Source organism: Streptomyces longispororuber (genome assembly GCF_024448165.1).
GTDB classification, from domain to species: Bacteria; Actinomycetota; Actinomycetes; order Streptomycetales; family Streptomycetaceae; genus Streptomyces; species Streptomyces longispororuber_A.
Genome location: NZ_JAMOLN010000030.1, coordinates 12,759 through 32,133, shown reverse-complemented (window position 1 = coordinate 32,133; position 19,375 = coordinate 12,759). Strand labels below are relative to the sequence as shown.

Here is a 19,375-nt window from a genome sequence, read left to right as displayed (position 1 = left end):
CGCACCCCGAAGGGTGCGGCCCCACATATCGCTTCAGCGCTGCTCAGGGCAGTGCTCAGGCAGCGACGACCTCGACGTTGACCTTGGCGGCAACCTCGGGGTGCAGACGCACGGTCGCCTCGTGGGCGCCCAGCGTCTTGATCGGCGAGCCCAGCTCGACGCGGCGCTTGTCGACCTTCGGGCCACCAGCGGTCTCGATCGCCGAAGCGACGTCAGCCTGCGTGACGGAACCGAAGAGACGACCGGCGTCGCCGGAGCGGACGGCCAGACGGACCTTCGTACCCTCGAGCTTGGCCTTGATCTCGTTGGCCTGCTCGATGGTCGCGATCTCGTGGATCTTGCGGGCGCGGCGGATCTGCGCCACGTCCTGCTCGCCACCCTTGGTCCAGCGGATCGCGAAACCACGCGGGACCAGGTAGTTGCGGGCGTACCCGTCCTTGACGTCGACGACGTCGCCGGCGGTGCCGAGGCCGGAGACCTCGTGGGTGAGGATGATCTTCATTTTTCGGTCACCCTTCCCTTATCGCGCGGTGGACGTGTAGGGCAGCAGCGCCATCTCACGGCTGTTCTTCACGGCCGTGGCGACGTCACGCTGGTGCTGCGTGCAGTTGCCGGTCACGCGGCGGGCACGGATCTTGCCGCGGTCGGAAATGAACTTCCGCAGCATGTTCGTGTCCTTGTAGTCCACGTACGTGACCTTGTCCTTGCAGAATGCGCAGACCTTCTTCTTAGGCTTGCGCACAGGCGGCTTCGCCATGGTGTTTCTCCTGTGTGATCAAGAAGTTTGGGGTACGAGCCCAGCCCCGGAGGGCGGTGATCCCTAGAAGGGGGGCTCGTCCGAGTAGCCGCCGCCGGAGCCGCCGGAGCTTCCGCCCCAGCCGCCACCGCCGCCGCCCTGCTGGCCGCCGCCGGCAGGGGCACCGGTCGCCCAGGGGTCGTCGGCGGGAGCACCGCCGCCGCCCTGCTGACCGCCGCCGGAGCCGCCGGAGTTTCCACCCCAGCTGCCACCGCCGCCGCCCTGCTGGCCGCCGCCGCCACCGCCGCCGTAACCGCCCTGGCCACCGCGGCCGCTGGTCTTGGTGACCTTGGCCGTGGCGCTGCGGAGGCTGGCACCGACTTCCTCGACGTCCAGCTCGTAGACCGTGCGCTTGACGCCCTCACGGTCCTCGTAGGACCGCTGCTTCAGCCGGCCCTGCACGATGACGCGCATGCCTCGCTGGAGCGACTCCGCGACGTTCTCCGCCGCCTGACGCCAGACCGAGCAGGTCAGGAACAGGCTCTCGCCGTCCTTCCACTCATTCGTCTGACGGTCGAAGGTGCGGGGAGTGGACGCGACACGGAACTTCGCGACCGCCGCACCGGAGGGGGTGAAGCGCAGCTCGGGGTCGTCGACAAGATTGCCGACGACCGTGATGACGGTCTCGCCTGCCATGGGGTACCTCTCGGCGGGTTTGCTGCGGACTGCTTGCTGCTACTCGAATCCCGAGGGACTGAACCGCGAGGTTCAGTGGGTCTCGGGGCGGAGGACCTTGGTCCGGAGGACCGACTCGTTCAGGTTCATCTGGCGGTCGAGCTCCTTGACGACCGCAGGCTCGGCCTGCAGGTCGATGACCGAGTAGATGCCCTCAGGCTTCTTCTTGATCTCGTACGAGAGACGACGACGGCCCCAGGTGTCGACCTTCTCGACCTTTCCGGCGCCCTCGCGGACGACGGAGAGGAAGTTCTCGATCAGGGGGGCGACGGCGCGCTCCTCCAGATCGGGGTCGAGGATGACCATCACCTCGTAGTGACGCATGTGGAACCCACCTCCTTTGGACTCAGCGGCCACGGTCGTTCCGTGGCAGGAGGGTTGTTATGCGTGAGCAACGGTATCGGCCACCACTGACAACCGGGTCTCGCGAGGAGAACCCTGCAGATCAGTGGGTATCAGTCCCTGGTCGGGACGTGGGCAGACACCAATGCAGACGGTACAGACTACCCGCACCTCGGCTTCCGGTTGAAATCCGACAGCGGAGCACCGCAATCTGTACACATCGGGTGTGTATGGCGCTACGATGCGCCGCCTTCCGCAGGAGGTGCCGCTATGGCACAAGTAATGCGACCGAACAGCACGGCCTCGTCGTCCCTCTTCGCGACGGACGGCAAGGCCCATCCCCTTCCGGACACCCTGCTCGCCGTGACCGTCGTGCTCGGAGCGATCGCGATCATCACCTCGATCTGGAGCGGGCTCCATCTCCTCAGTTCCTGGGCCGGGCTGGTCGGGATCCTGACGGGCGCCTACGGCCAGTTCATCTCGGAGACCACCCGGGAACGCTTCGGCCTGATCCTGGGCCTCGGGGCCTCGGCCGTCGGCTTCTTCATCGGGATGGCCCACGGAGGCCTTTTCGGAGGGGTCATCGGCTGAGGTCAGGCCCCCCTCGGAGCCCGACCTCCCATACGGCCAGTCGGGGCGCTCGCAGGGCGCAGTAGGCTTCGGCGCGAGAGCCGGAGCCCCTGTACCCATGGGGACACACCAGCCCGAGGAGCGCCCCGAATGAGCCTGACCCTGAGGACCATCAGCCGAGAGCAGCATCTGGCCTACATCCAGAGCCTGCCCGCGGCGAGCCACATGCAGGTCCCGGCATGGGCAGATGTCAAGGCGGAGTGGCGCTCCGAGAACATGGGCTGGTTCGACGACCGCACCGGCGAGATGGTCGGCGCGGGCCTCGTGCTGTACCGCCAGCTGCCGAAGATCAAGCGGTATCTCGCGTACCTGCCCGAGGGTCCGGTCATCAACTGGTACGCGCCGAACCTCGACGACTGGCTGCGCCCGATGCTCGCGCATCTGAAGCAGCAGGGTGCCTTCTCCGTGAAGATGGGCCCCCCGGTGATCATCCGCCGCTGGGAAGCCGCTTCCATCAAGAAGGGCATCCAGGACCCGGACGTGAAGCGCCTGCGCGACATCGAGGCGGACTTCATCGAGCCGCGGGCCTTTGAAGTCGCCGACAAGCTGCGCCGCATGGGCTGGCAGCAGGGCGAGGACGGCGGCGCCGGCTTCGGCGACGTGCAGCCGCGCTACGTCTTCCAGGTGCCGCTCGCGAACCGCTCCCTGGAAGAGGTCCACAAGAACTTCAACCAGCTGTGGCGCCGGAACATCAAGAAGGCCGAGAAGGCCGGTGTCGAGGTCGTCCAGGGCGGCTACCAGGACCTCGCCGAGTGGCAGCGGCTGTACGAGATCACGGCCGTGCGCGACCACTTCCGGCCGCGCCCGCTCTCGTACTTCCAGCGCATGTGGACGGCCCTCAACACCGAGGACCCCAACCGCATGCGGCTGTACTTCGCCCGCCACAACGGGGTGAACCTCTCGGCGGCCACGATGCTCGTCGTCGGCGGTCACGTCTGGTACTCCTACGGCGCCTCCGACAACATCGGCCGCGAGGTCCGGCCCTCGAACGCGATGCAGTGGCGGATGCTCCGCGACTCCTACGCGCTCGGCGCCACGGTCTACGACCTGCGCGGCATCAGCGACTCGCTCGACGAGACGGACCACCTCTTCGGCCTGATCCAGTTCAAGGTCGGCACGGGTGGCGAGGCAGCCGAATACCTGGGCGAATGGGACTTCCCGCTCAACAAGCTGCTGCACAAGGCGCTCGACATCTACATGTCGCGGCGCTGACCGCTGGGCGTGCACGGGGCCCGTACCGACTCGGCTCGGCACTCCCTGCTCCGCTTTCGCCGCGGACCCGGCACAATTCACGTAGCTCCAAAGTTTCTTCATACCTCTGATACACCGCAGCCACGAGAAAGGTTCCGGGACCGGCCATGGCGCTCACGCTCTACGTCGACACCGCGCGCTGGCGGGCACACCACAAGCACGTGCTCGAGCAGTTTCCGGGGCTCGTCCCCGTCTGCAAGGGCAACGGCTACGGCTTCGGCCACGAACGGCTCGCGGAGGAGGCCACCCGCCTGGGCTCCGACATCCTCGCCGTCGGGACCACGTACGAGGCCGCCCGGATCAAGGACTGGTTCAGCGGTGATCTGCTGGTCCTGACCCCGTTCCGGCGCGGCGAGGAGCCGGTGCCGCTGCCCGACCGCGTCATCCGCTCCGTCTCCTCCGTCGACGGCGTGCACGGCCTCGTCGGCGCCCGCGTCGTCGTCGAGGTCATGTCCTCGATGAAGCGGCACGGGGTGAGCGAGCAGGACCTGCCGCAGCTCGCACACGCCATCCAGGACGTCCGCCTGGAGGGCTTCGCGATCCACCTGCCGCTGGACCGCACCGACGGCTCGGACGCCGTCGAGGAGGTCATCGGCTGGATGGACCGGCTGCGCGCGGCCCGCCTCCCGCTGCACACCATGTTCGTCAGCCACCTCAAGGCCGAGGAACTGGCGCGCCTGCAGCAGCAGTTCCCTCAGACCCGCTTCCGGGCCCGGATCGGCACGCGGCTGTGGCTGGGCGACCACGAGGCGACCGAGTACCGCGGCGCCGTCCTGGACGTCACCCGCGTCTCGAAGGGCGACCGGTTCGGCTACCGCCAGCAGAAGGCCGCCTCCGACGGCTGGCTGGTGGTCGTGGCGGGCGGTACGTCGCACGGTGTGGGCCTGGAGGCCCCGAAGGCGCTGCACGGCGTCATGCCGCGCGCCAAGGGCGTCGCCCGGGCCGGCCTCGCGACGGTGAACCGGAACCTCGCGCCGTTCGTCTGGTCGGGCAAGCAGCGCTGGTTCGCCGAACCGCCGCACATGCAGGTGTCGATCCTCTTCGTGCCGTCGGACGCCGCCGAGCCGAAGGTCGGCGAGGAACTGGTCGCCCATCTGCGGCACACCACCACGCAGTTCGACCGGATCGTGGACCGCTGAGCCGGAGCACCATCCACAGGGCATGAGAGAAGGGGCCGCGCATCCAGGAGGTGCGCGGCCCCTTCTTCGTTCCCGTCACGGGCCCGGTTCGCTCAGAGTGAACGTCCGGGGTCCTTGCCCCAATCACCGGGATCAGCGCCCCAGTTCACGGGCGGGGGCTGCTCGCCGCCGTGGCCTGCGTGCCGCGGGGGATGGGCCGCGTACCCGAGCACGAAGACGTCCTCAGCGCCGTCCAGGACGCCGCCCGACGGGTCGTCGTCCCCGGAACGCCGCACGACATCCCTGTCGGGCATCCAGATGTCCCGCACGATGACGGCGCAGAGGTACAGCGTGCCCAGCAGATGGGCGGCGATGGCCAGTTGGTACCCGTCCGTCGGCAGGCCCTGGTGCTTGTCGCCGCTGGTCGTGTACGCGAGGTACAGCCAGATCCCCAGGAAGTACGCGACCTCGCACGCCTGCCAGATCAGGAAGTCCCGCCACTTCGGGCGGGCCAGAGCGGCGAGCGGGATGAGCCACAGGACGTACTGCGGCGAGTAGACCTTGTTGGTGAGGATGAAGGCGGCGACCACCAGGAACGCGAGCTGCGCGAAGCGCGGCCGGCGGGGGGCGGTCAGCGCGAGGGCCGCGACGCCCAGGCAGGCCAGCACCATCAGGGCCGTGGCCAGGGTGTTGACGACGTCGGTGTCGAGCGGTGAGTCCATGTGCTGGGAGATGACCAGCCAGAAGGAGCCGAAGTCGACACCGCGCTCCTGGCTGAACGTGTAGAACTTCGACCAGCCGTCCGGCGCCATGATCATCACCGGCAGGTTCACGACCAGCCAGGCACCGGCCGCGCCGAGCGTCGCGACCCCGAAGGCCCGCCACCTGCCCGCCCGCCAGCACAGCACGAACAGCGGGCCGAGGAGCAGGACGGGGTAGAGCTTGGCGGCGGTCGCGAGTCCCAGCAGCACGCCGAAGGCGAGGGCACGCCCGCGCGACCACATCAGCATGGCGGCCGCTGTGAGGGCCACGGCGAAGAGATCCCAGTTGATGGTGGCGGTCAGCGCGAACGCGGGCGCCAGGGCCACCAGGAGGCCGTCCCAGGGGCGCCTGCGGTGGGTGCGGGCGACGCAGACGGCGATGACCGCGGCGCAGATCATCAGCATCCCGGCATTGACCATCCAGTACACCTGCTCCTGGTGCTGGATGGATCCGCTGCCGGGCGTCAGCCACGCGGCGACCTCCATGAACACACCGGTGAGGACCGGGTATTCGAGGTAGTCCATGTCGCCGGGCAGCTTGTCGAAGTATGGGACGAGCCCGTCGGCGAACCCGCGCCCCTGGTAGAGGTGCGGGATGTCCGAGTAGCACGCGTGCGTGTACTGGGAGCTCGCCCCGTAGAACCAGGCACCGTCGTAGCAGGGGAACTTCTGCACCATGCCGAGCGCGAACATGCCCAGCATGACGAGCGCGATGACGCGCACCGGGGTCCACCACGAGCGGCCGAGCAGGGCACGCCGTCCGATGGGGCCTCCGATGAACTCGCTGCCGGCCTCCGCGACCTCGTCCTCTCTGGTCGGCCGCACGGGGTCCGGCTGCTGCGGGTTCGCTCGTGTCGTCTCTGCACTGGGCATGCCGCACATCCTGCCGTACGCGGCTGAGAACGCGGCGAGGGCCGCCGCACCTGGTCGGTGCGACGGCCCTCGATCGGCGTGGAACACGCAGCGTTTCACGTGAAACACGGAGCGTTGCGGCTGCTCCGGTCAGCCTCCTCCGCCGAAGAGGGTTCCGTTTCCGTTCCCTCTGGTGTTTCCGTTGCCGTCGGTCTCGGTAGCCGTCGGCGACGACGTCACTCCGCCGTCCGTCGTTCCACCGTCCGCCGTGCCGCCGTTCGCCGCACCGCCGTTCTGGTTGCAGTTCCAGTCCCACTGGCTGCAGCTCTCGCTGGTCGACGGCGAAGGGTCAGCCGTCGACTGGCTCGGGGTCGGCGAGGGCGGAGCGGACGAGGACGGGGGCGCGGTGGCCGACGGGGTCGGCGTCGGGCTCGGAGTCTCGCCGATCACCTTGCCGATGGGCTCGGGCGTCGGGAAGGACTCGTACTTCGCGCCCTGCATCGCCTTGGACATGTAGTCGTGCCAGATCTCGGCCGGGAACGACGCACCGTGGATCTTGTCCTGGCCACCCGTTCCGTACATCTCCAGGAACTTGCGGTCCTTGGCCTTCTCGTTGTCGTCCATCCGGTACATCGTGATCGCGGTGGACAGCTGCTTCGTGTAGCCGACGAACCAGGCGGACTTGTTGCCGTCGGTGGTACCGGTCTTGCCGGCCACGTCCCGGCCCGGCAGCTGCGCCTTGGTACCCGTTCCCTTGTCGACCACGGTCTTGAGCACGTCGGTCACGTTGTCGGCGACCTGGGGGTCGAAGGCACGCTTGGGCTTCGTCTCGTGCCGGTAGACGGTCTCGCCCTCATGGTCGACGGACTTCACCGAGTACGGGTCGTTCTGCTGGCCACTGGTCGCGAAGGTCCCATAGGCACCGGCCATCCGGATCGCGCTCGGGTCGGAGGTACCGAGCGAGAACGACGGGAAGTTGGCGCTGGCGAAGCTGTCCTCGAGGATGCCGGCGCTCTGGGCGGCTTCCTTGACCTTGTCGAGGCCGACGTCCATGCCCAGCTGGACGTACGCGGAGTTGACGGACTCCCGCATCGCCTCACGCAGGTCGATCTGGAAGCTGGGCCGGTTGTAGGAGGCGCCGCCGTCGTTGGTCTGCAGCCACTCCTTGCCCTTCTGGTTCTTCCAGGGCACGCCGTCGTACGTCTCGATCTTGAGCTTGTTCTTGCCGCTGTACAGGCTCTTCGGCGAGACGATCGTCCGCTCGGACTCGTCCTGGTCCGGCAGTCCGTCCGGGTCCCGCACGCCGTACTTGAAGGCCGCGGCCAGCACGAACGGCTTGAAGGTCGAACCGACCTGGGCACCGGTGACGTCGGCGTTGTTGGTGAAGTGCTTGGTCGCGTCCTCACCGCCGTAGATGGCCTGGATGGCCCCGTCCTTGGGGCTCACGGAAGCGCCACCGAACTGGACGTACTTGTCGACGTACTCGCCCTTGAACTTGCGCTTGGAGTCGAGGTTCTCCTTGCGGACCTTCTTCACCGCGTCCTCGAGCTCCTTCACCTTGTGCCTGTCGAAGGTGGTGTGGATCTCGTAGCCGCCCTGCTGCAGCTTCTCGGCAGTGATCTGCCCGTCGCTGTTGTTGATGACGTACGCCTTGGCCAGGTCGACGAGGTAACCGATCTGACCGCCGAGCTGCGCGTTGGTACGAGGGTTCTGCAGCTTCGGGAAGCCCTTCTTGTCGAAGACGCTCCGCTGCGAGGCCGACAGGCGGCCGTCCTTGACCTCTTCGTCGAGGATCCACTTCCAGCGGTCCTCGGCGCGCTGGCGGTTCTTCGCCGCCGTCGCGTTGACCGGGTCGATCTCGGGCGAGCCCGCCGGGTCGTAGTACGTGGCGCCCTTGAGCACGGACGCGAGGAACGCGGACTGGCTCGCGTCGAGTTCCGAGGCGTCCTTGCCGAAGTAGGTACGAGCCGCGGCCTGAATGCCGTAGGCGCCACGCCCGTAGTAGGCCGTGTTCAGGTACCCGGCCATGACCACGTCCTTGTCGACCGTGCGGCCGACCTTTATGGAGACGAGGAGCTCCTTGAACTTTCGGGAGACCGTCTGCGACTGATCGTCCAGCATCGCGTTCTTCACGTACTGCTGCGTGATGGTCGAGCCGCCCTGGGTCTCGCCGCCCTTGGCCATGTTGAACACGGCACGGGCGATACCCATCGGGTCGACGCCCTTGTCGGTCTCGAAGGTCTTGTTCTCCGCCGACATCACGGCGTAGCGCATGGACTTCGGGATGTCCTCGTACTTGATGATCTGCCGGTTGGTCTCACCACCGGTCGCGATCATCTGCTTGCCGTCGGCCCAGTAGTAGACGTTGTTCTGCGCCTTGGCGGTCAGGGCCTCCTTCGGCGTGTCCACCAACGCGTACGCGATGCCGGCCGCCACCATCAGGCTCCCGAAGAAGCCGACGCACACGCCCGTCACCAGACGCCAGGACGGCATCCACCGTCGCCACCCGTCCTTGTAGGCACGCGGGTAATCGATGAACTTCTTCTTCCCCGGGCGGCCCCGGCCGCGCCCCGGCCCGTTCGGGCCCCCGGGGCCCCCGCCGCCACGACGGCCGCCGCCACCGGCGCCACCGCGTCCGGCGCCGCCGTCAGGCGCCCTGCGCCTGCTGCCGCTGGTACTGCGCTGGGCCGCGCGGCGCGCTTCGGCACGGCCGCCCCACTGACGGTCATCGCCCGCGCTCCCGGACGACCCCGACGAACTCGGGCCACCGTAGGAATCGGAGGGGGAAGCGGTGCTGCCACGCGGTGCCGCGCGACGGCCCGATGACGCTCCGGATGCTCCGCGACGGGCCGCGGCACGCCCGCCACCCTGCGGCGGCGGCGGTTTGCGACGGTGCTCGCTCATCGAACGACTACTCCTAGGGCAGGCGCGGCACGCGCACCTGGACGGCGGCTGGTTTCCGGTCCCCCCGAAGTACGGATGCGCCTCGTCCGGCACTCACCCGCACTGCCCCGGGGACGACGACGTCCTCAGGCGTCACTCGGTTCCCGGTGGTCTGCATGGCGGACAGACTACGCACCGTCAAAACCCTCCTAGGGCCGAAGTTCACCCCAAATCAGGCAAGTTGCTTCCTACGAATCGGTGATGTGACGCCGTTCACCGTGATCCCTCTTGTCGCAGTCGCAGGGTCGTTCTATCGTCGAGATGTATCGAGCCGATACATCAGCACGACATAAAGAGTCGATATACGGGACCGCGACAGTGAGGAGGCGACATGAGCCGGCGCTCCGGCATCCTTGAGTTCGCCGTACTCGGCCTGCTCCGTGAGTCCCCGATGCACGGCTATGAGCTGCGCAAACGACTCAATACGTCGCTCGGCGTCTTCCGAGCCTTCAGTTACGGGACGCTGTACCCCTGCCTCAAGACGCTGGTCGCCAACGGCTGGTTGATCGAGGAGTCGGGAAACAATCCCGCCGATGCCCTGGCGACACCACTCGCAGGGCGTCGCGCCAAGATCGTCTATCGGTTGACGGCGGAAGGTAAGGAGCACTTCGAGGACCTGCTCTCGCAGACCGGCCCCGATGCGTACGAGGACGAGCACTTCGCCGCGCGATTCGCCTTCTTCGGGCAGACGTCGCGTGATGTGCGGATGCGTGTCCTCGAGGGCCGTCGCAGCCGGCTGGAGGAGCGCCTCGAGAAGATGCGCCTCTCCTTCGCCCGCACCCGGGAGCGCCTGGACGACTACACGCTTGAGCTGCAGCGCCACGGCATGGAGTCCGTGGAGCGCGAAGTGCGCTGGCTGAACGAGCTCATCGAGAGCGAGCGCGCGGGCCGCGACCAGCGACGGTCGGGCCCGGGGGACGCAGCTCAGCAGGACACATCTGGAGAGACGGGCGGCCTGCCCCGGCACCGGGACAGCACCCGGCCGGATCCGTCCGACGACACCGCCACGTGAAGTCCGATCAGGACTTCACCAGTACACACAGGGAGCAACCGGAATGGGTTCGGTTCGCGTAGCCATCGTCGGCGTGGGCAACTGCGCCGCCTCGCTGGTGCAGGGCGTCGAGTTCTACAAGGACGCTGACCCGGAGACCAAGGTCCCCGGCCTCATGCACGTCCAGTTCGGCGACTACCACGTCGGCGACGTCGAGTTCGTCGCCGCGTTCGACGTCGACGCGAAGAAGGTCGGCCTCGACCTCGCGGACGCCATCGGCGCCTCCGAGAACAACACCATCAAGATCTGCGACGTCCCGAACACGGGCGTCCAGGTCCAGCGTGGCCACACGCTCGACGGTCTGGGCAAGTACTACCGCGAGACGATCGAGGAGTCCGCCGAGGCCCCCGTCGACGTCGTCCAGATCCTCAAGGACAAGCAGGTCGACGTTCTCGTCTGCTACCTGCCCGTCGGTTCCGAGGACGCGGCGAAGTTCTACGCCCAGTGCGCCATCGACGCCAAGGTCGCGTTCGTCAACGCTCTGCCGGTCTTCATCGCCGGTACCAAGGAGTGGGCGGACAAGTTCACCGAGGCGGGCGTCCCGATCGTCGGCGACGACATCAAGTCGCAGGTCGGCGCGACCATCACGCACCGCGTGATGGCGAAGCTGTTCGAGGACCGCGGTGTCCGTCTTGAGCGCACCATGCAGCTCAACGTCGGCGGCAACATGGACTTCAAGAACATGCTCGAGCGTGACCGCCTCGAGTCGAAGAAGATCTCGAAGACGCAGGCCGTCACCTCGCAGATCCGCGACCGCGAGCTGGGCGACAAGAACGTCCACATCGGCCCGTCCGACTACGTCGCGTGGCTCGACGACCGCAAGTGGGCGTACGTCCGCCTCGAGGGTCGCGCCTTCGGCGAGGTCCCGCTGAACCTTGAGTACAAGCTCGAGGTCTGGGACTCCCCGAACTCGGCCGGTGTCATCATCGACGCCGTGCGCGCCGCGAAGATCGCCAAGGACCGCGGCATCGGCGGCCCGATCCTCTCCGCGTCCTCGTACTTCATGAAGTCCCCGCCGGTTCAGTACTTCGACGACGAGGCCTTCGAGAACGTCGAGAAGTTCATCAAGGGCGAGGTCGAGCGCTGACCTCCCGCTGACCGGGCCGCGTCGGTGTTTCACGTGAAACACCGATCGTCCGAGGGTTGTCGAGGCCCCTGGATCGCACACGTCGTGCGTTCCAGGGGCCTTCCTCGTATGTGAGGCTGTGCCTCATGGCTGTCGTCCGTGACCTGCGTGTACTGCTGCGCCTGCGTGACTTCCGGCGCCTGCTCACGCTGCGACTGCTCTCCCAGGGCGCGGACGGCGTGTACCAGGTCGCGCTCGCCACCTACGTCGTCTTCTCTCCGGAGAAGCAGACCTCGCCGGGGGCGATCGCCTCGGCGATGGCCGTCCTGCTGCTGCCGTACTCGCTCGTCGGACCGTTCGCAGGCGTCCTCCTCGACCGCTGGCGGCGCCGCCAGGTCTTCCTCTACGGGAATCTCCTGCGGGTCCTGCTGGCGTCCGTGACGGCCGTCCTCATGCTGAGTCACGCACCGGACTGGCTCTTCTACGCATCGGCCCTCTGTGTGACCGCGGTCAATCGTTTCGTCCTGTCGGGCCTCTCGGCCGCGCTGCCACGGGTCGTGGACGCCGACCGTCTCGTCATGGCGAACTCGCTCTCACCGACCGCGGGGACCCTCGCCGCGACGCTGGGCGGCGGCCTCGCCTTCGGTGTCCGGCTGGTCGCCTCGGACTCCGACGCGGCGGTCGTTCTGCTCGGCGCCTTCCTCTATCTCTGTGCGGCACTCGCGTCCCTGCGGATGGACGTACAGCTCCTCGGCCCGGATCCCGAGTTGGTGCAGCCCCGGCTGCGGGCCGCGCTGGCGGGCACCGCACAGGGACTGCTCTCCGGTGTCCGCCACCTCACCGCCCGGCCGACGGCCACACGCGCGCTGGCCGCGATAACGGTGATGCGGTTCTGCTACGGCGCCCTTCTGGTCATGGTGCTGATGCTCTGCCGGTACGCCTGGTCGTCGACGGAGTCCGAAGGCCTGGCCCTGCTCGGTCTCGCCGTGGGCATCTCGGGTGCCGGCTTCTTCGTGGCAGCAGCCATCACACCGGCCGCCGTCGGGCGCTTCGGAGCCGGCGGCTGGATCATGATCTGCGCCGGCGTCGCGGCGGTCCTGGAGCTGGCCCTGGGGCTCACCTTCGAGCCCGCGCCGATCATGGTGGCCGCCTTCGTCCTCGGCCTCACCACCCAGGGCGCGAAGATCGCCACGGACACGGTCGTGCAGTCGTCCGTCGACGACGGCTTCCGCGGCAGGATCTTCTCCGTCTACGACGTGCTGTTCAACGTCTCGTTCGTCGGCGCGGCCGGAGTGGCGGCCCTGATGCTGCCGCCGGACGGCCGCTCGATCCAGCTCGTGGTCCTGGTGGCCGCTCTCTACGGAGCGGTCGCATTGGCCGTGTCCCGCTTCCCCACGCGCTAGGCGTCGCCGCACGGTCGGTGCGCGGAGGCAATGTTTCACGTGAAACATTGCCTCCCGGTCGGGCCACTCAGACGCGACTCGGGGCTCTGTTTCACGTGAAACAGAGCCCCGAGTGATGACGTGGGCGTCAGTCCTGCGCGCGGGCGGCCCACCACTCCTTGAGCGCCGCCACCGCCGCGTCGTACTCCATCGGTCCGTTCTCCAGACGCAGCTCCAGCAGGAACTTGTACGCCTGACCGATCACCGGCCCCGGCGTCACGTCCAGGACCTCCATGATCTGGTTGCCGTCCAGGTCGGGCCGGATCGAGTCCAGCTCCTCCTGCTCCTGCAACCGCTCGATGCGCTCCTCAAGGCCGTCGTACGCCCGCGAGAGGGCATTGGCCTTCCGCTTGTTGCGCGTCGTGCAGTCGGAGCGGGTCAGCTTGTGCAGCCGGCCCAGGAGCGGTCCCGCATCGCGTACGTAGCGACGCACAGCGGAGTCCGTCCACTCACCGGTGCCGTAGCCGTGGAAGCGCAGGTGCAGCTCGACCAGGCGCGAGACGTCCTTCACCAGTTCGTTGGAGTACTTGAGCGCGGTCATGCGCTTCTTCGTCATCTTCGCGCCGACCACCTCGTGGTGGTGGAAGGAGACGCGGCCGTCCTTCTCGAAGCGGCGCGTGCGCGGCTTGCCGATGTCGTGCAGCAGCGCCGCGAGGCGCAGCGTCAGGTCGGGACCCTCGGTCTCCAGCGCCATCGCCTGCTCCAGGACGATCAGCGTGTGGTCGTAGACGTCCTTGTGCCGGTGGTGCTCGTCGCGCTCCAGACGCAGGGCGGGCAGCTCGGGCAGGACGTGGTCGGCGAGGCCCGTGTCGACGAGCAGGGTGAGCCCCTTGCGCGGGTGCGCGGAGAGGATCAGCTTGTTCAGCTCGTCCCGGACGCGCTCCGCCGAGACGATCTCGATGCGGCCGGACATCGCCTTCATCGCCGCGACGACCTCGGGAGCGACCTCGAAGTCCAGCTGCGCGGCGAACCGGGCGGCCCTCATCATCCGCAGCGGGTCGTCCGAGAACGAGTCCTCGGGGGTGCCGGGCGTGCGCAGGACCTTCTCGGCGAGGTCGTCCAGGCCGCCGTGCGGGTCGATGAAGTCCTTCTCCGGGAGCGCGACGGCCATCGCGTTCACGGTGAAGTCGCGACGGACGAGGTCTTCCTCGATCGAATCGCCGTAGGACACCTCGGGCTTGCGCGAGGTCCTGTCGTAGGCCTCGGAGCGGTACGTCGTGACCTCGACCTGGAAGCTCTGGTCGACGCCGTCGACGCGGGCGTCCTTCTGGCAGCCGACGGTGCCGAACGCGATCCCGACCTCCCAGACCGCGTCGGCCCACGGGCGCACGATCTTCAGTACGTCGTCGGGGCGGGCATCGGTGGTGAAGTCCAGGTCGTTGCCGAGGCGGCCGAGCAGTGCGTCCCGGACCGAACCGCCGACCAGGGCGAGAGAGAACCCGGCCTCCTGGAATCGGCGGGCGAGATCGTCCGCGACAGGCGAGACCCGCAGCAGCTCGCTGACCGCGAGACGCTGCACCTGGCTCAGGGCACTGGGGTTGTCTTCATTGGCGTTCGGCACAACAGGACAGGGTACGTGGCCCGGGCGGCCCGCACCGAACCGTTTGCCGGGCCACCGCCCGGACCGTCCGGGCGGCCCCCTACCCTGGCTCCACGATCTTGTGAGGCAGACCCGGGCACTCAGCCACAGTGCTCCTCGTTACCATGCGTGGACACATCTGCGACCACTGACGACGACGAGGGACGGACGAGCGCGTGGCCGAGGCGGCAGACTTCCCAGGGATGAGTCCCTCACCTGCCCGCCGACTGCTGCGGCACGCGGGAGCCCTGCTCGCCGCGGCGCCGCTCGTGGCGGCGCTCCCCCTGCTGTCCGGAGCCACTCCCGCCCATGCCTCGGCACCGTCCGCGGCCACCGCCGCCGCGACGGGCACGACCACGGTCGACGTCGCGGTGAACGAGCTCTCGCCCGGCGCGCCGAGCGAGAGTGACACGCTCACCGTCAAGGGCCGGATCACCAACAACGGCAAGCAGGCCGTCACCGGCGCGCACATGGCCCTGCGCGTCGGCACGTCCTACGGCGGCCGCTCCCAGATCGACGCCGACGCGAAGAGCAGCACGGGCGGCACGCCCAGCGGCCGGGAGATCGGCGGCAAGTACGCCAAGAAGGTCCCCACGCTCGCGCCCGGCGCGCAGCAGGACTTCACGCTCTCCGTCCCGGCGAAGGCGCTGCAGCTCGGGTCCGAGGGCGTCTACCAGATCAGCGTCGCCCTCATGGGCCAGACGGCCGCGCAGCCGTACCTGCAGACGCTGGGCATCCAGCGGAGCTTCCTTCCCTGGCAGCCCGACGGCGCCGGCCCCCGGACGAAGACCACGGTGCTGTGGCCGCTGATCTCCAGCACCCATCTGACGGCCGAGACGGGCACGAACGAAGAGCAGACGCCCGTCTTCAACGACGACAGCCTGGCCGAGCAGATCGGCGCCGGCGGCCGCCTCCAGCGGATGCTGGAGCTCGGCAGCGAACTCGACGTCACCTGGGTGATCGACCCCGACCTGCTGGCCTCCGTCGACGCGATGACGGAGTCGTACAAGATCAAGGAAGTGGACGGAAAGCTCACGTCCGGCAAGGACCAGTCGACGGCCAAGGCGTGGCTGAGCGAACTGGAGACCGCGGTGCAGGGCCAGAAGGTGGTCACGCTGCCGTTCGCGGACCCGGACCTGGCCTCCCTCGCCCACAGCGGCACGAAGATCTCCGGCTCCCTCGGCCACCTCAAGAACGCCACGGACGCCGCCGAGAAGACCGTGGACACGATCCTCCACGTGAAGCCGGACACCTCGTACGCCTGGCCCGCCGACGGCGCCGTCGACCCCGACATCGTCAAGGTCGCGACGTCGGCGGGCGCGGACAAGATCATCGCGCGCAGCGACAGCCTCCGGGAGACGGGCACCCTCACGTACACCCCGTCCGCCGCGCGCCCCATCGGCGGCGGGGCCACGGCCGTGGTCGCCGACGCACGGCTGTCGACGGCGTTCCAGGGCGACATGACGGGCGCCGAGAGGTCCACGCTCGCCGTGCAGGAGTTCCTCGCCCAGAGCCTCATGTTCGACCTGCAGACGGACAAGCAGCGCAGCGTCGTCGTGGCCCCGCAGCGGATGCCCACGGCGAGCCAGGCCCAGACGATGGCCGAGGCGGTGGGCATCCTGCAGAGCGGCACCTGGTCGCAGCCCCAGAGCCTGGCCGCCGCCGCCAAGGCCAAGCCCGACCCGGGCGCCACGACCCGCGTGCCGCGCTCCTATCCGGCGTACCTCCGCAAGCAGGAGCTGAAGCCGCCCGCCTTCGAGCAGATCGCGGCCACCGAGAGCGACCTCGAGAACTTCAAGGTCATCCTCACCGACAAGTCGCGCGTGGTGACTCCGTTCGGCCGGGCGATGGACCGCGAGGTGTCCACGTCGTGGCGGGGCCGGACCGGCACGGCGACGACCTTCCGGGACGGGGTCTCCAGCTATCTGCGCGGCCTCACCGATCAGGTGATGCTGATCGAGAAGTCCGAGGTGAAGCTCTCCGGTCGCAGCGCCACCATCCCGGTGTCGGTGCAGAACAACCTGTGGCAGGACGTCGACCACCTGACGCTGCGCCTCACCTCCGGCAACGGCACCCGCCTCAAGATCAACGGCGAGACGTTCCAGGACCAGCCGGTGAAGATCGCCAGCGGCCACAGCCAGTCCGTGAAGTTCACCACCACGGCCAAGGCGACCGGCCCGGTCACGGTCCACGCCCAGCTCTTCACCCAGGACGGTGACGCCTACGGCCAGGAGGTGTCCTTCCAGGTGGATGCCAACGAGGTCACGCCGACCGTGATGCTCGTCATCGCCGGCGGAGTCCTGCTGCTGGTCCTGGCCGGGTTCCGGATGTACACGCAGCGCAAGCGGGCCGCCGCCGACAAGGCGGCCAAGGCCGGCGAGGACGCCCCGGACAGCGACTCGGAGGCTGCGGCGGAGCCCGCGCCGGAGGACGAGTCGGCTCCCACCGCCCGGGCAGACGTTCCGCAGCAGCCGAGTGACCCGACGGCTGACACCTCCTCCGAAAGCACGGCCCCGTCGGGGACGGGTGAGAGAGTGGACCGTTGAGCGATGTCGTGGCCGGTGGGCCGGGGACGATGAGGTGGGGTATCCATGAACGCGCCGTACGACGGTGACCGTGGCCAGGGCTCGGGCGGCTCTGCCTCGGGCGATGGCCACCCGTACGCCGGCTCGCACGGGGCCGGCGGGCAGGTCCCGCCGCCCCAGCCCGCGCCCGACGCGTATCCGCAGGACGCGTACCTCCAGGACGCCTACGACCAGGACCCGTACCGGGCCAACGACCTGGCCGCCCAGGACCCGGTGACCGAGGCGCTGTACGACCGCGCCGCGCATCCGCCGCCGCCCCCGGGCACGTACCAGCAACAGCAGCCGCTCTACGCTCCGCCGCCCGCGAACCAGTACCAGCCGGACCCGCGGGTGTGGGCGCAGACGCCCGCGCCGGAGCCGGACGGCGCCACCCAGTACCTGCCGTACGGCGACGACGCGCGGACGACGCAGTTCGTGGGCGTCGACGACCTCGTGACGCAGGCGAGCGAGGAGCGCCACGAGCCGGACGCCTTCGCCCACCTCTTCCGCGACCAGCAGCCCGGCTACGGCAGCGGTCGCGCCCCGGTGGAGCAGCCGGTGGACGACCCGACCCAGTTCCTCGGTCAGGCCCCCGTGCCGGTGCCTCCGCCGGCAGCGGCGCCCGCCCCGGCGCCCGCGAAGAAGGGCGGCCGGGCCTCCAGCCTGATGAAGTCGAGCGCGGTGATGGCGGCGGGCACGCTCGTCTCCCGCCTCACCGGCTTCGTCCGCACCATGGTGATCACCGCGGCGCTCGGCGCCGGACTGCTCGGTGACACCTGGACCGTCGCGTACACGCTGCCGACGATGATCTACATCCTGACCGTCGGCGGCGGTCTGAACTCCGTGTTCGTGCCGCAGCTCGTCCGTTCCATGAAGGAGGACGAGGACGGCGGCGAGGCGTACGCGAACCGGCTGCTGACGCTCGTCATGGTGGCCCTCGCGGCGATCGTCGTGATCGTCGTCGTCGCCGCACCTCTGCTGATCAACCTGATGTCGAGCACGGTCTCGAACAACCCGGACGCCGACAGTGTCGGCGTCACCTTCGCCCGCTACTGCCTGCCCACGATCTTCTTCATGGGTGTGCACGTGGTCATGGGCCAGATCCTGAACGCCCGCGGCAAGTTCGGCGCGATGATGTGGACCCCGGTCCTGAACAACATCGTCATGATCTTCACGTTCGGCATGTTCATCTGGGTCTACGGCACCGCGGCCGAGACCCACATGGGCGTGAAGACGATCCCGGACGACGGCGTCCGCCTGCTCGGCATCGGCACGCTGCTCGGTCTGACCGTGCAGGCGCTGGCGATGATCCCGTACCTGCGCGAGACCGGCTTCCGCTTCCGTCTCCGCTTCGACTGGAAGGGCCACGGCCTGGGCAAGGCCGTGAAGCTCGCCAAGTGGACCGTGCTGTTCGTCCTCGCCAACCAGGCCGGCGTCATCGTCGTCACCCAGCTCGCCACAGCGGCGGGCGAGGCGTCCCCGGTCAAGGGCACCGGCATCCTGGGCTACTCCAACGCCCAGCTGATCTGGGGCATGCCGCAGGCGATCATCACCGTCTCGGTCATGGCGGCGATGCTGCCGCGCATCTCGCGGTCCGCGCACGACGGCGACCCCGGAGCGGTCCGCGACGACATCTCCTCGGGTCTGCGGACCTCGGCGGTGGCCATCGTCCCCGTCGCCTTCATGTTCGTGGCGCTCGGCGTCCCGATGTGCACCCTGCTGTTCGGCTCCAGCGGCACCGAGGCCGCCCAGTCCATGGGCTACATCCTCATGGCGTTCGGACTCGGCCTCATCCCGTTCTCCGTGCAGTACGTGGTGCTGCGCGGCTTCTACGCGTACGAGGACACTCGGACGCCCTTCTACAACACGGTCATCGTCGCCGCGGTCAACGCCGCCGCCTCGGCCGTCTGCTACGCCATCCTGCCCGCCCGGTGGGCGGTCGTCGGCATGGCCTTCTCGTACGGTCTCGCGTACGCGATCGGTGTCGGCGTCGCATGGAAGCGGCTGGGCAAGCGGCTCGGGGGCGACCTGGACGGCCCGAACGTCGTGCGTACGTACGCCCGCCTCTGCCTCGCGTCCGTGCCTGCCGCGGTGATCGGCGGCGGAATCGGGTACGCGCTCACGAAGGCCCTCGGCCACGGCGCGGTCGGATCGATCGCGGCACTGGTCGTCGGAGGTGCGGTGCTGCTGGGAGTCTTCTACGTGGCGGCCCGGAAGATGAGGATCGAGGAGCTCAATTCGATGGTCGGAATGGTGCGTGGCCGTCTCGGCCGGTGATCCGACCGGAAGTGCGTGCAACCATCGG

Annotated in this window: 15 protein-coding genes; 8 read left to right on the top strand and 7 right to left on the bottom strand. The window is 68.7% G+C overall.

The features are described 5' to 3' along the window. Positions 1–55 precede the first annotated feature (55 nt). The 4 genes from rplI to rpsF all read right to left on the bottom strand — a co-directional run bounded on the left by rplI (position 56) and on the right by rpsF (position 1,795). Positions 56–502, bottom strand: coding sequence for a 50S ribosomal protein L9 (gene rplI / locus M4J07_RS11560; RefSeq protein ID WP_018529699.1), 447 nt, complete (start codon positions 500–502; stop codon positions 56–58). 18 nt (positions 503–520) lie between these two features. Beyond that, positions 521–757 (bottom strand): 30S ribosomal protein S18, encoded by a 237-nt coding sequence (gene rpsR / locus M4J07_RS11555; RefSeq protein ID WP_003949403.1) that lies wholly within the window; start codon positions 755–757, stop codon positions 521–523. A gap of 63 nt (positions 758–820) precedes the next feature. After that, a complete protein-coding gene (locus M4J07_RS11550; RefSeq protein WP_255970666.1) occupies positions 821–1,432 on the bottom strand; it encodes a single-stranded DNA-binding protein in 612 nt (203 codons plus the stop codon). A 72-nt stretch (positions 1,433–1,504) separates the two neighbouring features. Next, complete coding sequence (gene rpsF / locus M4J07_RS11545; RefSeq protein WP_037615007.1) at positions 1,505–1,795, bottom strand: 30S ribosomal protein S6; 291 nt, start codon at positions 1,793–1,795, stop codon at positions 1,505–1,507. 288 nt (positions 1,796–2,083) lie between these two features. Between rpsF and M4J07_RS11540 the strand changes: the two genes are divergently transcribed. The 3 genes from M4J07_RS11540 to M4J07_RS11530 all read left to right on the top strand — a co-directional run bounded on the left by M4J07_RS11540 (position 2,084) and on the right by M4J07_RS11530 (position 4,833). Next, positions 2,084–2,404: a hypothetical protein gene (locus tag M4J07_RS11540; RefSeq protein WP_255970662.1), complete on the top strand. Its 321-nt coding sequence runs from the start codon at positions 2,084–2,086 to the stop codon at positions 2,402–2,404. Between the two features lie 129 nt (positions 2,405–2,533). After that, positions 2,534–3,655 carry a peptidoglycan bridge formation glycyltransferase FemX gene (gene femX / locus M4J07_RS11535; protein ID WP_255970660.1) on the top strand — a complete coding sequence of 374 codons (1,122 nt, stop codon included), beginning with the start codon at positions 2,534–2,536 and terminating at the stop codon, positions 3,653–3,655. A 146-nt stretch (positions 3,656–3,801) separates the two neighbouring features. After that, complete coding sequence (locus tag M4J07_RS11530; protein WP_255970658.1) at positions 3,802–4,833, top strand: alanine racemase; 1,032 nt, start codon at positions 3,802–3,804, stop codon at positions 4,831–4,833. A 92-nt stretch (positions 4,834–4,925) separates the two neighbouring features. Here the strand turns inward: M4J07_RS11530 and M4J07_RS11525 are convergent, their stop codons facing one another. Together M4J07_RS11525 and M4J07_RS11520 are read right to left on the bottom strand one after the other, a co-directional pair. Next, positions 4,926–6,455: a glycosyltransferase family 87 protein gene (locus tag M4J07_RS11525; protein ID WP_255970729.1), complete on the bottom strand. Its 1,530-nt coding sequence runs from the start codon at positions 6,453–6,455 to the stop codon at positions 4,926–4,928. A 120-nt stretch (positions 6,456–6,575) separates the two neighbouring features. After that, entirely contained in the window at positions 6,576–9,329 is a 2,754-nt protein-coding gene (locus M4J07_RS11520) for a transglycosylase domain-containing protein (protein ID WP_255970656.1), read from the bottom strand. 370 nt (positions 9,330–9,699) lie between these two features. Between M4J07_RS11520 and M4J07_RS11515 the strand changes: the two genes are divergently transcribed. The 3 genes from M4J07_RS11515 (at position 9,700) to M4J07_RS11505 (ending at position 12,888) form a co-directional block, all read left to right on the top strand. Beyond that, entirely contained in the window at positions 9,700–10,380 is a 681-nt protein-coding gene (locus M4J07_RS11515; RefSeq protein ID WP_255970654.1) for a PadR family transcriptional regulator, read from the top strand. 43 nt (positions 10,381–10,423) lie between these two features. Continuing rightward, positions 10,424–11,506: an inositol-3-phosphate synthase gene (locus tag M4J07_RS11510; RefSeq protein ID WP_255970652.1), complete on the top strand. Its 1,083-nt coding sequence runs from the start codon at positions 10,424–10,426 to the stop codon at positions 11,504–11,506. Between the two features lie 125 nt (positions 11,507–11,631). After that, the gene (locus M4J07_RS11505; protein WP_255970650.1) at positions 11,632–12,888 is read left to right on the top strand and encodes an MFS transporter; all 1,257 of its coding nucleotides are present in this window, start codon (positions 11,632–11,634) and stop codon (positions 12,886–12,888) included. Between the two features lie 127 nt (positions 12,889–13,015). Here M4J07_RS11505 and M4J07_RS11500 read toward each other — a convergent pair whose 3' ends face one another. Then, the gene (locus tag M4J07_RS11500) at positions 13,016–14,488 is read right to left on the bottom strand and encodes a CCA tRNA nucleotidyltransferase (RefSeq protein ID WP_255970648.1); all 1,473 of its coding nucleotides are present in this window, start codon (positions 14,486–14,488) and stop codon (positions 13,016–13,018) included. Positions 14,489–14,709: 221 nt separating this feature from the next. Between M4J07_RS11500 and M4J07_RS11495 the strand changes: the two genes are divergently transcribed. Both M4J07_RS11495 and murJ read left to right on the top strand, forming a co-directional pair. Next, positions 14,710–17,052: a DUF6049 family protein gene (locus M4J07_RS11495; protein ID WP_255970646.1), complete on the top strand. Its 2,343-nt coding sequence runs from the start codon at positions 14,710–14,712 to the stop codon at positions 17,050–17,052. 45 nt (positions 17,053–17,097) lie between these two features. Further along, positions 17,098–19,347 (top strand): murein biosynthesis integral membrane protein MurJ, encoded by a 2,250-nt coding sequence (gene murJ / locus M4J07_RS11490; RefSeq protein ID WP_255970644.1) that lies wholly within the window; start codon positions 17,098–17,100, stop codon positions 19,345–19,347. Positions 19,348–19,375 lie beyond the last annotated feature (28 nt).

What these genes read in the sequence shown, in the direction of transcription:
- rplI (WP_018529699.1), bottom strand. Translation starts at nt 502, where the DNA reads ATGAAGATCATCCTCACCCACGAGGTCTCCGGCCTCGGCACCGCCGGC.
- rpsR (WP_003949403.1), bottom strand. Translation starts at nt 757, where the DNA reads ATGGCGAAGCCGCCTGTGCGCAAGCCTAAGAAGAAGGTCTGCGCATTC.
- M4J07_RS11550 (WP_255970666.1), bottom strand. Translation starts at nt 1,432, where the DNA reads ATGGCAGGCGAGACCGTCATCACGGTCGTCGGCAATCTTGTCGACGAC.
- rpsF (WP_037615007.1), bottom strand. Translation starts at nt 1,795, where the DNA reads ATGCGTCACTACGAGGTGATGGTCATCCTCGACCCCGATCTGGAGGAG.
- M4J07_RS11540 (WP_255970662.1), top strand. Translation starts at nt 2,084, where the DNA reads ATGGCACAAGTAATGCGACCGAACAGCACGGCCTCGTCGTCCCTCTTC.
- femX (WP_255970660.1), top strand. Translation starts at nt 2,534, where the DNA reads ATGAGCCTGACCCTGAGGACCATCAGCCGAGAGCAGCATCTGGCCTAC.
- M4J07_RS11530 (WP_255970658.1), top strand. Translation starts at nt 3,802, where the DNA reads ATGGCGCTCACGCTCTACGTCGACACCGCGCGCTGGCGGGCACACCAC.
- M4J07_RS11525 (WP_255970729.1), bottom strand. Translation starts at nt 6,455, where the DNA reads ATGTGCGGCATGCCCAGTGCAGAGACGACACGAGCGAACCCGCAGCAG.
- M4J07_RS11520 (WP_255970656.1), bottom strand. Translation starts at nt 9,329, where the DNA reads ATGAGCGAGCACCGTCGCAAACCGCCGCCGCCGCAGGGTGGCGGGCGT.
- M4J07_RS11515 (WP_255970654.1), top strand. Translation starts at nt 9,700, where the DNA reads ATGAGCCGGCGCTCCGGCATCCTTGAGTTCGCCGTACTCGGCCTGCTC.
- M4J07_RS11510 (WP_255970652.1), top strand. Translation starts at nt 10,424, where the DNA reads ATGGGTTCGGTTCGCGTAGCCATCGTCGGCGTGGGCAACTGCGCCGCC.
- M4J07_RS11505 (WP_255970650.1), top strand. Translation starts at nt 11,632, where the DNA reads ATGGCTGTCGTCCGTGACCTGCGTGTACTGCTGCGCCTGCGTGACTTC.
- M4J07_RS11495 (WP_255970646.1), top strand. Translation starts at nt 14,710, where the DNA reads ATGAGTCCCTCACCTGCCCGCCGACTGCTGCGGCACGCGGGAGCCCTG.
- murJ (WP_255970644.1), top strand. Translation starts at nt 17,098, where the DNA reads ATGAACGCGCCGTACGACGGTGACCGTGGCCAGGGCTCGGGCGGCTCT.